The organism is Actinomyces acetigenes, from assembly GCF_031296635.1.
GTDB lineage: Bacteria > Actinomycetota > Actinomycetes > Actinomycetales > Actinomycetaceae > Actinomyces > Actinomyces acetigenes.
Map to the genome: position 1 here is coordinate 66607 of NZ_JASPFC010000004.1, position 12969 is coordinate 79575.

Below are 12969 nucleotides of genomic sequence, written 5' to 3' on the forward strand. Positions count from 1 at the left end.
TCCCACGCCGGGGCGCCCCGAACCTCTCATGGGTCCGGGGCGCCCCGGCGTCAGGTGAGCGTGAGGGTCAGCGCGAGTAGTACTCGACGACCATCTGGACGTCACAGGTCACGGGGACCTCATCGCGCTTGGGGCGGCGCACCAGCGTGGCCGAGAGCTTCTCGAGGTCCACGTTGAGGTACTCCGGGACGGGGGGCAGCACGTCGCGGTGCGCGCCGGCGGCGGCGACCTGGAAGGGCACCATCACCTGGGAGCGGGGACGGACCTGGATGGTCTGGCCGGGCTTGACGCGGTAGGAGGGGCGGTCCACGACCTTGCCGTCGACGAGGATGTGGCGGTGGACCACGTCCTGGCGGGCCTGGGCGATGGTGCGGGCGATCCCGGAGCGCAGAACGAGAGCGTCCAGACGCATCTCGAGCAGCTCGACGAGGGACTCACCGGTCAGACCCTGACCGCGACGGGCCTCCTCGAAGACGCGCTGGAGCTGGGCCTCGCGGATGCCGTACTGGGCGCGCAGGCGCTGCTTCTCCTTGAGGCGGACGGCGTAGTCGGACTCGGTGCGGCGCCGGGCGCGGCCGTGCTCACCGGGGCCGTAGGGGCGGCGCTCGAAGTAGCGCACGGCCTTGGGGGTCAGCGGGATGCCCAGGGCGCGAGAGAGGCGCACCTGACGGCGGGAACGTGAAGAGCTCATGTGTGTCATTCCTGTCGGATCGGTGGTCGCACGCCGTGGCTGGTGCCGACGGCGCGGGGTCAAGCCTCGGTTCGGGCCGGGACCCCAGGAGGTCCGCATCGTCGTCGGCCGGTGGCACCTGCAGGAGCCGCCAGTCGTCCCCGATGTGGACAACTCGAGAACTTTAGCGTGCTCACCGTCGAATACCTATGTCGGAACCGCCCGGTGTGAGACGGTCCTCAACCTCCGCTCGAGTCAGGAACCCGCGGTGGGCACGCGCTATCGCTCATCGAGGATGCGCCGCACCGCGTCGAGGCGGGAGGCCAGCTGCTTCTCGAAGCCGTTGCCGGTGGGCCGGTAGTACCGAGCGTCCTCGAGCCCGTCGGGCAGGTACTGCTGGCCGACGACGGCGTGGGGGAAGTCATGGGGGTAGCGGTAGTCCTTGCCGTGCCCGAGCCCTTCGGCCCCGGCGTAGTGCGCGTCGCGCAGGTGAACGGGTACGGCCGCAGCCTTGCCGGCTCTCACATCGGCCAGCGACTCGTTGAGCGCCATGGTGACCGCATTGGACTTGGGGGCGGTGGCCACGGCGAGCGCGGCCTCGGCCAGGATGAGGCCGGACTCCGGCATTCCGATCATGGCGACCGCCTGCTGGGCGGCCACGGCGGTGGACAGCACCGTGGGGTCGGCGAGCCCGACGTCCTCGGCTGCGTGGATGACGATGCGCCGGGCGATGTAACGGGGGTCCTCCCCGGCGGCGATCATGCGCGCCAGGTAGTGCATCGTGGCGTCGGGGTCCGAGCCGCGCATCGACTTGATGAAGGCGCTGATGACGTCGTAGTGCTGGTCTCCGGCGCGGTCGTAACGCACTGCGGCCACATCGGCTGCCCGCTCGACGTCGGCGGCCTCGATGAGGGGCGACGTGCCGGAAGCCGGTGTCTGTGCCAGGACCGTGCCGGCGGCGGCCTCCAGCACCGTGAGCGCCTTGCGGGCGTCGGAACCGGCCATGCGCACGATCTGACTGCGCGCCTCCTCGCTGATGTCCACTGTGCCGGCCAGTCCCCGCTCGTCGCTCACGGCGCGATCGATCAGGCGCCCAATGTCATCGGCCCCCAGTGGCTGGAGCGTCAGGAGCAGGGAGCGGGACAGCAGCGGCGAGACGACGCTGAAGGACGGGTTCTCCGTGGTGGCCGCGATGAGCGTCACCCACCGGTTCTCCACGCTGGGCAGCAGGGCGTCCTGCTGCGAGCGGGAGAAGCGGTGCACCTCGTCAATGAACAGCACCGTCTCCTCCCCTGCCGCGAGACGGCGCCTGGCATCGGTCACGACGGCGCGCACGTCCTTAACACCGGCTGTGACCGCCGACAGCTCCACGAATCTGCGGCCGCTGCCCCGTGCCACCAGGTAGGCCAGCGTCGTCTTGCCGGTTCCGGGCGGTCCCCACAGGATGGCTGAGGACAGGGAGGTTCCGGAGGACCGTGCGGCGCCGTCCTGCTCGCCCGCACGGGAGCCCCGGTTCGCCTCGGCCGGCTCCACGAGGCGGCGCAGAGGCGATCCGGGGGTGAGCAGGTGCGTCTGCCCCTGAAGCTCATCGAGTGTGCGCGGACGCATCCGTACTGCCAGCGGTGCGTGGGAGTCCACGGGAATCCCGGCGTCATCCGTGCCGGCCGACTCGAACAGGTCCATGAGCCGACCCTATCTCCCCGCCGCCGGCACCGCGGGCGCACGATTTGCGGGTTCCTGTCAGACCTCACGCCGATGCGGGCCCGGCAAGCAGCACGAGCGCGGCGATGGCCGAGTCGGTTACAGGAGGCTGATGTCTCCGGCCCCCTCGCGCAGCACCTCGGGGACGTCGTCGGTCAGGTCGATGACGCTGGTGGGCTCGCCCTGCCCGACCGGGCCCTCGATCACGACGTCGATGAGGTGCCCCAGGGACTCCTGGATCTCCCAGCCGTTGGTCTCAGGCTCCTCCTGGCCGGGGCGGATGAAGGTGGAGGACAGGATGGGGGCGCCGAACTCGGCGACGAGGGACTGGGTGATGGCGTGGTCGGGGATGCGTACGCCCAGCGTGTGCTTCTTGGGGTTGAGCGTCATCCGGGGCACGTCTTTGGTGCCCTTGAGGATGAAGGTCCACGGCCCCGGGGTGAGTCGCTTGATGAGCCGGAAGGCGTTGTTGCCCACGATGGCCAGCGGCCCGACCTGAGCGAAGTCGGCGCACACGAAGGTGAAGTTGTGCTTGCCGTCGAGCTGGCGGATGGTGCGGATCCGGTCCAGCCCCTCCTTGTTGCCCGGTGCGCAGGCCAGGGCGTATCCGGAGTCGGTCGGGTAGGCGACCAGGCCGCCGTCGCGCAGCGTGTCGACAACCTTCTCAACCAGACGCGCCTGCGGGTTGACGGGGTGGAGCTCGATGTAACGTGCCATGCCCCAACCTTACCCCGGGTGACGGTTCTCACATAGCGTTCCGAGGGGAGGGGGCGTCAGCGGCGAGGGATCTGGTGGGCGACGTCGGAGAACACGCCGGTGACCCCCCAGTTGAAGAGCTCGTTGGCCCGGCTCGGCGAGTTGACGGTCCAGACGTTGACGCCGTAGCCCTCGGTTCGAAAGGCCTGAACCTGCTGCCGGGTCAGACCGGAGTCCTCGGGATGGATGAAGTCGGCGCCCACGATCTCAAGGGTGCTCCTCCAGTCGTCAGACAGCGACCGACTCTCGTAGAGGCACCCCACGGGAACCTCCGGGGCGCGCTGCTTGAACAGGTGGAGCAGCAGGTGGCTGAAGGAGGAGACGATGACCTCGACGCCCGGACGCAGTCGCTCGAGCTGGGCGATGACGCCGTCGACGAGACGCAGGCTCGCCTCTTTGCCGGTCTCGTTGGGCTTGATCTCGATGTTGGCGTTGAGGCCGGTGTCGTTCATGAGGTCGATGAGATCCCTCAGGGTGGGCAGCGGCTCGCCCTCGAACCGAGGGGAGAACCAACCTCCAGCATCGATGCCGCCCAGGTCGGCCACCGTCAGGTCGTCGTACCGACCGGCACGGTTCGTGGTTCGGTCCAGGGTGGAATCGTGGCAGATGATGACTGTTCCGTCTCCGATGACGTCGACGTCGGCCTCCACCCAGCCCACCTGGTGGTCCACCGCGCAGCGGAAGGCGGCCATGGTGTTCTCCGGGGCGAGCGAGCTCAGGCCTCGGTGCCCGAAGATCGTGCGCTCGCCGTCGGACACGAGCCCATCACTGTCTGAGGTCGACGACATGGCTGGAATGCTACATGAGCGGCGGCAGCCCTCAGGAATCGCCGGCATCCGCGAGCAAGGTCAAGAACACGTCGGAAAAATACACGACGCTAAAGGGCACACCCGCGGAGGGTCGTGTCCTAGTGTGGTGATTGTCTTGTTCGAGTGCGTTTCTGTGGCTGAGTGCGGCCTGGGGATGCTGGTGTGTTGTGTGGAGGAGGAGTGATGGTGTTGGGGCGTGTGTCTCGGCGTGCGCTGCTGGTGGGTGGTTGGTCGGTTCTGGGGGTTCCGGTGCTGGCCGCCTGTCTGGGCAGGAAGAGCAAGGGGAAGAAAGGCAGTGGCTCGGCGGCGTCCGGCAACGCAGGATCGGGCTCGGCCGGGGCTTCGGCGTCGGGTTCTGCAGGGGCCTCGGGTGGTTCGGGTCAGGGTGTGACCCGAACGGTGTCGACCGTGGGAGCGACCTTGAAGGTCACGGTGGGACCGGCCGTGGTTTCCAACGATGTCATGGTGGTCCCCCTGGCCGCCCACCTGGACAAGGCCGGCTCCGGCGGTCTGTCGTCTGATGGCAAGAAGTTCGACGTGCACCTGGCCTGGGACCGCAATGATCGTTTTAGTGGTGCTGATGGTGTGCGGTTGGTGGACCTCGATGCCGGCACCGTCCAGGAGACCTTCAAAGCCTCCTCCCAGAGCACGAGCCTGACTGACAAGGAGCCCGATGCTACGTTGCACGCCCTGTTCAAGCCGGTCGACGCCAACACCATCAACGTGCTGGTGCCCGAGTCCGGCCTGTTCGAGGGCGTGCCGGTGGTGCGCGACGGTAAGCTGTCCGAGGAGGCCAAGAAGGCGCTGGACAATACCTACGACACCGAGAGCAGCCCGGACCCGGTGGCGTTGGAGACCTTCACCGCCTCAGTGGACGGGGCCTCGGACACGCGGGTGACGGGCAAGTCTGTGGTCATCACCCTGGCCTCCGACGTCCTGTTCGACTCAGACTCAGCCGACCTGAGTGCCCAGGCCGACACCACGCTGAAGAAAGCGGCCGACCAGCTGTCCACCTACCCCGGTGGACAGGTCACGATCGTGGGTCACACCGACGACGTCGCTGACGACGCTCACAACCAGGATCTGTCCAACCGCAGGGCCCAGGCCGTGGCCGACCGGCTGGGGCAGCTGACCAGCATGTCGGCCTACAGTGTGAGTGTCTCGGGCAAGGGTGAAAGCGAGCCGCGGGTGCCCAACGACTCCGATGAGAACCGTCAGCTCAACCGCCGCGTGGAGATTACCCTGGTGCCCACAGAGTCCACCTCAACCAAGTCCGACGCGGGCAAGGACCCATCTGGCAAGGGCGGTGGCGATCTTCCCAAGGCCGAGGGGCCGGTCGCGAAGGGTAGCGAGGGAGTCACGGTCAAACGAGGCAGCGGGGAGGACAAGCTGACCTTCGCGCTCAAGGAAGTGTCCCGCCGCGGGAAGTACCTCGTCGGTGAGGTCAAGGCCACCGGCGGCCCCGGAGGCACCGACGTCGGCCCGGCGGACTGGCTGCAGCCGACCCAGCTGGCCGGAAGCGCTCGTGGTGAGGAGGACACCAAGCTGCTGGGCGCGATCACGGGGCTGAGCCTGCTGACCGCTCAGACGCGCTACTACCCGGTCGACTACACCACCGCCAAAGGGACCCACCACCCCCTGAGCGAGATCACTGCCGACAACAAGCTCGGTGACGGCGACGCCACCACCCTGACGGTGGTGTGGCCCGACACCGGGCAAGATACCGTCACCCTCGACCTCGAACCTTCCAAACGCCCTACCCGCCCCAACAACCCCTTCCGCCTCACCGACATCCCCGTCAAAGGATGAGTGAAAGCCACCGTCGATCGGCTGCAGTACGTGCTCTCAACGACTGGGACGCGGCCGTCCAAGCCGGTTTGCCAGTTCTGGGACGGGTGGGCTGTCACGGCACCTGACCAGCGCATTCCTTCCAGATCCGGCAGCGCGACGCGCTCATCCGAGCATTGACATTAAGACAGATTGATATAAAATCTTCTGCATGCGGAAGGCCGCGACGCCGCCGGAGGCTCCTCTCGGGGATGACTCCGCCGTGGTGCAGCTGTTCAAGGCGCTGGCTCACCCCATGAGGGCGAGCATCGTCCACCGCCTCATCAGCTCACCGGCTGACGTCACCGAGCTGGTGACGTTCCTCGGGGTGTCCCAGCCTCTGGTCTCCCACCACCTGCGAGTGCTGCGCAACGCCCACCTGGTCGAGTCGGTTCGCGAAGGAAAGCGCCAGAGCTACTCCCTCATTGACGACCATGTCGCATCCATCTTCATCGATACCCTCGAGCACACGAAGGAGCACGACCATGACTGCCACCACTGAGCACCGCCCCGCTGAGGCCCACCAGCACACCCACGGCCCGGACTGCGGGCACCCCGCCGTCATCCACGGAGACCACGTGGACTACATTCACAACGGCCACGCCCACCACGAGGACAACGGCCACTACGACGAGTGCGACGTCTGCTCGTGCGAGCACTGCTCGGACTCCTGCGCCGTGTGCGAGTGTGAGGACTGCTCCTGCCCGACCTGCAACCACAACACCTGCTCGTGCGAGCACTGCTCGGACTCCTGTTCCTCGTGCACCTGCGAGGACTGCTCCTGCCCCACCTGCACCCACGCCGCCTGACGCGCTGCACCCGGCCCCCGCTCAGCGATACCGCGACGGCAACGCGCTCGCCCAGGCTCTGACTCGGGTCGGCGAGCTCTCGAACGGCGCGTTCAACACCCTTCACTCGGTGAACCGGGCGGCCCAGCGGGTCTCAGCCTCTTTCCTTCCGTCTCGCACGCCGGCGCCCAGGCTGACCAGGGCGCCGGCAGCAGCCTCTCGGACCACGAGGTCGGGCTCCAGCACGCTGAGCATCGCCTCGCCGCTGGGGTCGGAGACACTGGTGACCGGATCGATACCGCAGGCGTCGGCCGGCGCCGACGTCAACAGGGAAGCCCCAGGGGCGGGTCACCGGCCGGTACCGGCGAAGACTTCCTCGATGAAGGGATCGACCAGCCCGTGGTAGGCCTCCGGGGCGTCCCGCCGCACGCAGTGGCCGACGCCGTCGAGCAGCACCAGGCGCACAAGCGGATTGGTCACCTCAGAGGGGTCAGGAGCCATGCTGCCGCGGCGGGGTGCCAGGTAGAGCGTCGGCATCCTCAGCCGGTTGACCGCGCTGATGAGGTCGGCCTCGCCGAGATAGGTACCCTCGCGGATATAACGGCGGTCGACCTGCCTCTTGCACGCGGCCCAGCCCTCGATCTCGGATTCACTCCATGAGGTCTCGAGCCTCATGCGTTCCCGCTCGGCCGCGCCGCCGTCGGCGAAGGCGTCCAGGAAGCGCTCCTGGTGCTCCACGAACCAGGGGGCCGGGGCCCAGTGCCCGGTGGGACGCGCGGCGTCCTCCAGGACCAGTGCCCGAACGAGCTCGGGCCGGGCGACGCTCACCCGCAGCGACATGAGCCCTCCCAGACTGTGCGCCACGACGACCGGCGGCTCCGAGAACAGGACCAGTGTCTTCTCAAGGTCCTCTTGCATGGTCTGCGGCGCCCGGACCAGGGTCTCGTCATCCCACCGCGGGGAAGCCCCGTGCCCCCGCTGATCGATCGCCAGGACGTGATACCGGGAGGACCAGCGGGCTACGGCGTCGGGCCAGGCGGTAGCCGATTCGGTCAGGCCGTGGACTAAGAGCAGCGGCGGATCCGCCGGATCGCCCCACTCGTGCAGCGCGAGCATCGTCACCTCATCGAGTGTAGGCGATGAGCGGACGCGACCGGCGAACTCAGCTCTGCTTCATCCCGCCTTCTTTGCTCTGCGCCGCAGAGCCGGACTCGTTGTCCGGGACGGCGTCGACCCCGGCCTCCTTGCGCTGCTCGGGCGTGATCGGGGCGGGCGCCTCGGTCAGCGGGTCGAAGCCGCCGCCGGACTTGGGGAAGGCGATGACGTCGCGGATGGAGTCGGCCCGGGTCAGCAGGGAGACGATGCGGTCCCAGCCGAAGGCGATGCCGCCGTGCGGCGGGGCTCCGAACTTGAAGGCGTCCAGCAGGAAGCCGAACTTCTCCTGGGCCTCCTGCTCGCCGATCCCCATGACGTTGAAGACACGCTCCTGGACGTCGCGGCGGTGGATACGGATGGAGCCGCCACCGATCTCGTTGCCGTTGCACACGATGTCGTAGGCGTAGGCCAGGGCACTTCCCGGGTCGGTGTCAAAGGTCTCCAGGCACTCGGGCTTGGGCGAGGTGAAGGCGTGGTGGACCGCGGTCCAGGCGGACTTGCCCAGGGCCACGTCGCCGTCGGCCTTGGCCTCGGCGGAGGGTTTGAACAGGGGGGCGTCCACGACCCACACGAAGGACCACTCGTCGTCGTCAATGAGGCCGCAGCGCTTGCCGATCTCCAGGCGGGCGGCGCCCAGCAGTGCGCGCGAGGAGTCCACGGGACCCGCGGCGAAAAAGATGCAGTCGCCGGGCTCGGCCCCGGCCGCCTGGGCCAGGCCCTCCCGCTCAGCGTCGGTGATGTTCTTGGCGACGGGCCCGCCGAGGGTCCCGTCCTCGGCGACGGTGACATAGGCCAGCCCCTTGGCGCCGCGCTGCTTGGCCCACTCCTGCCAGGCGTCGAAGGTGCGTCGGGACTGGGAGGCCCCGCCGGGCATGACGACGGCGCCCACGTAGGGGTTCTGGAAGACCCGGAAAGTGGTGTCCTTGAAGTAGTCGGTCAGGTCCACCAGCTCGCAGCCGAAGCGCAGGTCGGGCTTGTCCGAGCCGTACCTCTCCATGGCGTCGCGGTAGGTCATGCGGGCGATGGGCGTGGGCAGCTCGTAGTCGATGAGGGCCCACACCTCGCGCAGCACGTCCTCGGCGACGGCGATGACGTCGTCCTGCTCGACGAAGCTCATCTCCACGTCGAGCTGGGTGAACTCGGGCTGGCGGTCGGCGCGGAAGTCCTCGTCGCGGTAGCAGCGGGCGATCTGGTAGTAGCGCTCCATGCCGGCGACCATGAGGAGCTGCTTGAACAGCTGCGGGCTCTGCGGCAGGGCGTACCAGCAGCCCGGTGCCAGACGAGCCGGGACCAGGAAGTCACGGGCCCCCTCCGGGGTGGAGCGGGTCAGGGTGGGGGTCTCGATCTCCACGAAGTCGTGGGAGTCCAGGACCCTGCGGGCGGCCTGGCTGACCTTGGCGCGCAGGCGGATGGCGTGCTGCATGGCGCTGCGCCGCAGGTCGAGGTAGCGGTAGCGCAGTCGCGCCTCCTCGCCGACCTGTCCGGCGTCCTCGGCGTGGTCGGAGACCTGGAAGGGCAGCGGCGCGGAGGCGTTGAGGATCTCGACGTCGGAGACGACGACCTCGATCTCGCCGGTGGGCAGGTTCGGGTTGGCGTTGCCCTCGGGCCTGGCGCTCACCTCCCCGGTGACGGCCAGGACATACTCGGCGCGCAGGTCGTGGGCGACCTCCTCGCGGATGACGACCTGGGCGATCCCCGAAGCGTCCCGCAAGTCGATGAAGGCCACGCCTCCATGGTCACGACGTCGATCCACCCATCCGGTGAGGGTCACGACCTGGCCGATGTCTGAGGTGCGCAGAGAGCCTGCGGTACGGGTTCGCAGCACGGTGCTGGGTTCCTTCCGTGTGGGGCACTGAGCCGGTGCCCGTCGGGGCGCACCACGAGACGGGTGGGCGCCGGCGGCAGTTTACAAGGACCTCGGCTCTCAGGCCTCAGGCCATGGCCCGACGACGTTGATAGGCCGCCATCCTGCGACGGTTGATCGCTACAAGTACCGACAGCACCACCAGGATCACGCTGAGCGCGAGGACGGAGGCACCGATGATCGGAAACCCGGTCGACTCACCAGCCGCCCCAGCGGCTTGGATGCCGGAGGCCGCGGCTGCGTTGGACTGCCCCATTGCCGCGACCTGACGGGGCGGCGGCGTGGGAGCCGGTGGAACGGTGGGAGGGGCAGACCCGCCAATGACCGTGACGCCCGATACTGTGAAGTAGGGGCTCTTGTTGGTGTAGTCCGCCGCGTTGCCCTCCTGGCCGCTCTCCCCCTGCGCCCCGACGACCCGGAATCGCAGCCAGTGGTTTCCCTGCTCGACGTACTCAGGAAGCTCGAAGGAGCCTGCCGCAGTGCCGTCCTTCTTGACGGTGATCGTGGCGACCACCTCGGACTCCGAGGGGCGCGAGGCGACCAGCGCGCCGTCGTCGATGAGGACCTGGACCGTCACACCACTGGGGAATCCTGAGAGCGTGTACATGATCGTTCCTCCCACGGCGACCGTCGAAGGGCTGACCGTTGAGGCGGTTCCTGTGGTGGAGGGACCGGTCTTGGTGTCCGCCCTGGCAGCGGGGCTCGTGGAGACCAGCGCCGCCAGGGAGGCCAGGAGGACAGAGCAGACGATGACGAGCACGCGCGGTGATCCCTGGAGGCGCTGGAAGCCGGTCCGATGCCGAGCCGGCGCAGGATGCCGCTCACGCCGTATGCGCTCAGCATTCCGGAACATCCGGATCATCTGCTCCCACCTCCTTTCCACGGCCGCGTGCTCCGGCCCCCTTGACGATGTCATTGACGTTCTCCTACCACTCCGGCTCAGTGCCTGCGCGGGAGCCGCAGCTGCTGGGTGGTCCGTGGTGCGCGCAGCGGCATTCCGGAGAGCGCGGCGACCAGCAGGCTCACGGCTCCGACGACCAGTAGTCCCCCAGCGGTCCCCAGGAGCATGTCGTTGGCGCTGAGGCCCTTGGTGGGCGCGGCCGCCGTGTCCGGGAAGGTCAGCAGCTGGGCCTGTGCCGGGTTGCGAGGATCGAAGGAGGCAGAGGAGATCTCCAGCTTCGCCCACCCCAGGAGGCTGTTGTCTCGATCGGCCACCGCCAGCTCGTAGGAGCCGGAGTTGAATGTCGAGATATCGATGGAGACGCTGTTGGCATCATCAACCTGTACCCAGCCCTTGGTGGTGGCTCCGGGGAAGACGAACACCGAGACCCACTCGCCCGCCTGCACCTTGGACTTGGGCAGGACGAGGTTGACGATGTTGCCCTGGCGGGACCCGGACAGCGAGCCGGCGTTGTCTGCGCTCAGGTGCGCTGCGCTGGTCACTGGGGCCACCGGGCTCCGGTCGGGACGGGTGGTGCGCTGAGAGGCCGCGTCGGCCTCAGGTGAGTCCTGCGCCGAGGCCGCGGAGTCTTCCGGGGCATGGGCGCCTTCGGCTCCTGAGTCTCCGGCGTTCGGGGCGGGCACCGCATCTGTGTCGGTCTGCTGGCGGGCGGAGTCGTCCTGCGAGGTCGAGGAGCGGGAGTCCGATCCGGCATCGGTTGTCTGTTGCTCCGAGGAGGCGTCCTGGCCTCCTGCGCCCACGCCTGAACCTGAACCCGCGCCGGAGCCCGGGTTGCCACCTGGGTTGTTGCCAGGGGCATTGTCCGTTCCGGGGCGTCCGCCGCCATTGGGGTTCGGCCTCTGAGCGTTCTGATCGGGGCCGGTGGTGTGCGGCGCGGGAGCCGGAGACGCCGTCTCAGAGGGCCGGGGTGAGGCGGAGGGATCCGACGACGGTGCAGCAGAAGGCGTGGGAGCAGGGCTCGGCGCGGGGGACGGCTCCGGCTTGGGCTGCGGAGTGACGGCCTTGTTGAGGGCGAAGATGTTGGTGGCGGCCGTCAGCCCGGAATCGATGAGCGAGAGCTGCAGGTAGTAGCGCCCCTTGTCGACGTTCCCCCCGGTGTAGAGGGCCGACAGGTTGAGCTGGGCCTCGAAGGCCCCGTGATGGAAGGTGACGGGAACCGAGAGCGTTCCCGGAACCACGTACCCGCCGTAGGCCGCGACCTTGATCTCGACCGGCTTCTCGCCGTCGAGCATCGTCCCCTGGGAGCACCAGCCCGTGCCGCGGACCTTGACTGCAGTATCCGGCTCGTAGGCGGGCTCTTCCCCCTGAAGGTCTGAGCCATCGGAGCTGAGCACCTGGACGGCGGGCTTGTCCTGGCACGTCTTAGCGGTGGCGCTCGGGGAGGCGCTCGGCTGAGCGGAGGCAGTCGGCTCGGGCTTGGGAGACTGGGAAGGCGAGGGCGATGAGCTGGGCGAGGCAGTCGTGGAAGGACTGGCCGACGGGCTGGGCGCCGCAGAGGGAGTCGGTGAAGGTGTTGGTGCAGGTTCCGGTGTGGGAGAAGCCGAAGGCGCCGCCGACGGTTCAGTCGTGGCTTGAGGAGTCGGTTCTGCGGTGGGTGCGGCCGTCGGCTCGGGAGCCGGTTCGGGTGCGGGCGCAGCGCTCGGTTCTGAGGTGGGCTCCGCAGTCGGTTCGGGGGCCGGCTCCGGCGTGGGCTCGGGGGCCGGGGGGTTGATGATGTCCGGGTCCTGCTTGACGAAAGAGAACAGGCCCGTCGTCGCGCTCACCGTTCCGCTGGTGTAGGTGAGGCTGAAGACCTTCGTGCCGACCTCCCAGCCGCTGTCGCCGGTGACCTCACGCACACCCTTGACGAGGTAGTCAGTCGGGATGAACACGTTCTGCTCGCCGTTGGCGGGAGCCTGACGCTCAAGCTCGGCCTTGATGCCGGGGAGCAGGTAGGGGGTGACGGTCTTGCCCTCGACGACGTTGAGCGTGATGGTGGGGTCCTCCAGGACCTTCCCTGCGGTACTGCACCAGTCCGACAGGATCGATTCGACGCCGTACTTGGTCTCATAGACCGGCACCACGTACTCGGGTGCCGACTGGCCCTCGGGGTAGACCATTCTGGCTGCGGGGTGGCAGGCCGAGCCGTTCTCCGTGTCCTCAACGGCTTTGCCTTCGTTCAGGAGGGGCATAGCGGCCACACCAGCGGTGGCCAGAACAATGCCGAAGGCTGTCAGAACAGCAAGAATCGATCGCAGGCCACCCCGGGTAGAAGGGAGGGCGGCGAGCAGCCGCTGAGCGTATTGCATGACGTGGTCTCGTTCACGGGCGGGGACAGGTGGACTTACTCGTACAGCGAATGGCTGACAACCGAGATGCACGAGGAAAGGACGCGCCACGAAGCAGGCACGACGGCCTTTCGCGAACGATGATAGACGGACGCCTCCCTTCTAAGAATC

General features: G+C 68.2%; 12 protein-coding genes. 3 read left to right on the top strand and 9 right to left on the bottom strand.

From position 1 onward, the window contains the following. Window positions 1–67 precede the first annotated feature (67 nt). The 4 genes from rpsD to RIV14_RS02540 form a co-directional block, all read right to left on the bottom strand. A complete protein-coding gene (rpsD, locus tag RIV14_RS02525; protein WP_009747225.1) occupies window positions 68–691 on the bottom strand; it encodes a 30S ribosomal protein S4 in 624 nt (207 codons plus the stop codon). Window positions 692–949: 258 nt separating this feature from the next. After that, window positions 950–2353, bottom strand: a complete 1404-nt coding sequence (locus tag RIV14_RS02530) for a replication-associated recombination protein A (RefSeq protein WP_075372311.1) — start codon at window positions 2351–2353, stop codon at window positions 950–952. 117 nt (window positions 2354–2470) lie between these two features. Further along, window positions 2471–3088, bottom strand: coding sequence for an L-threonylcarbamoyladenylate synthase (locus RIV14_RS02535; RefSeq protein ID WP_070663026.1), 618 nt, complete (start codon window positions 3086–3088; stop codon window positions 2471–2473). Between the two features lie 56 nt (window positions 3089–3144). Then, window positions 3145–3915, bottom strand: coding sequence for a glycerophosphoryl diester phosphodiesterase (locus RIV14_RS02540; protein ID WP_075372310.1), 771 nt, complete (start codon window positions 3913–3915; stop codon window positions 3145–3147). A gap of 429 nt (window positions 3916–4344) precedes the next feature. Here RIV14_RS02540 and RIV14_RS02545 point away from each other — a divergent pair, with 429 nt between their 5' ends. From RIV14_RS02545 to RIV14_RS02555, 3 genes are all read left to right on the top strand, one after another. Further along, a complete protein-coding gene (locus RIV14_RS02545; RefSeq protein WP_081381826.1) occupies window positions 4345–5745 on the top strand; it encodes an OmpA family protein in 1401 nt (466 codons plus the stop codon). Between the two features lie 190 nt (window positions 5746–5935). Beyond that, window positions 5936–6265 (top strand): ArsR/SmtB family transcription factor, encoded by a 330-nt coding sequence (locus RIV14_RS02550; RefSeq protein WP_075372308.1) that lies wholly within the window; start codon window positions 5936–5938, stop codon window positions 6263–6265. Next, window positions 6249–6572, top strand: a complete 324-nt coding sequence (locus RIV14_RS02555; protein ID WP_075372307.1) for a hypothetical protein — start codon at window positions 6249–6251, stop codon at window positions 6570–6572. The genes RIV14_RS02550 and RIV14_RS02555 overlap by 17 nt, the downstream gene beginning before the upstream one ends. Window positions 6573–6674: 102 nt before the next feature. Here RIV14_RS02555 and RIV14_RS02560 read toward each other — a convergent pair whose 3' ends face one another. The 5 genes from RIV14_RS02560 to RIV14_RS02580 all read right to left on the bottom strand — a co-directional run bounded on the left by RIV14_RS02560 (window position 6675) and on the right by RIV14_RS02580 (window position 12819). Further along, the gene (locus tag RIV14_RS02560; protein WP_178387853.1) at window positions 6675–6878 is read right to left on the bottom strand and encodes a hypothetical protein; all 204 of its coding nucleotides are present in this window, start codon (window positions 6876–6878) and stop codon (window positions 6675–6677) included. Between the two features lie 21 nt (window positions 6879–6899). Continuing rightward, window positions 6900–7667, bottom strand: coding sequence for an alpha/beta fold hydrolase (locus RIV14_RS02565; RefSeq protein WP_075372306.1), 768 nt, complete (start codon window positions 7665–7667; stop codon window positions 6900–6902). Between the two features lie 46 nt (window positions 7668–7713). Further along, on the bottom strand, window positions 7714–9531 hold the full coding sequence (gene aspS, locus RIV14_RS02570; RefSeq protein WP_075372305.1) for an aspartate--tRNA ligase: 1818 nt from the start codon (window positions 9529–9531) through the stop codon (window positions 7714–7716). A 106-nt stretch (window positions 9532–9637) separates the two neighbouring features. Then, on the bottom strand, window positions 9638–10330 hold the full coding sequence (locus tag RIV14_RS02575) for a DNA-directed RNA polymerase II (protein WP_256699250.1): 693 nt from the start codon (window positions 10328–10330) through the stop codon (window positions 9638–9640). Window positions 10331–10509: 179 nt separating this feature from the next. Beyond that, window positions 10510–12819 (bottom strand): hypothetical protein, encoded by a 2310-nt coding sequence (locus RIV14_RS02580; RefSeq protein WP_075372303.1) that lies wholly within the window; start codon window positions 12817–12819, stop codon window positions 10510–10512. Between the last annotated feature and the right edge of the window lie 150 nt (window positions 12820–12969).

Bases quoted from the DNA above. Each gene is read 5' to 3' on its own strand.
- RIV14_RS02535 (WP_070663026.1), bottom strand. From the start codon at position 3,088: ATGGCACGTTACATCGAGCTCCACCCCGTCAACCCGCAGGCGCGTCTG.
- RIV14_RS02540 (WP_075372310.1), bottom strand. From the start codon at position 3,915: ATGTCGTCGACCTCAGACAGTGATGGGCTCGTGTCCGACGGCGAGCGC.
- RIV14_RS02550 (WP_075372308.1), top strand. From the start codon at position 5,936: ATGCGGAAGGCCGCGACGCCGCCGGAGGCTCCTCTCGGGGATGACTCC.
- rpsD (WP_009747225.1), bottom strand. From the start codon at position 691: ATGAGCTCTTCACGTTCCCGCCGTCAGGTGCGCCTCTCTCGCGCCCTG.
- RIV14_RS02565 (WP_075372306.1), bottom strand. From the start codon at position 7,667: ATGCTCGCGCTGCACGAGTGGGGCGATCCGGCGGATCCGCCGCTGCTC.
- RIV14_RS02530 (WP_075372311.1), bottom strand. From the start codon at position 2,353: ATGGACCTGTTCGAGTCGGCCGGCACGGATGACGCCGGGATTCCCGTG.
- RIV14_RS02555 (WP_075372307.1), top strand. From the start codon at position 6,249: ATGACTGCCACCACTGAGCACCGCCCCGCTGAGGCCCACCAGCACACC.
- RIV14_RS02580 (WP_075372303.1), bottom strand. From the start codon at position 12,819: ATGCAATACGCTCAGCGGCTGCTCGCCGCCCTCCCTTCTACCCGGGGT.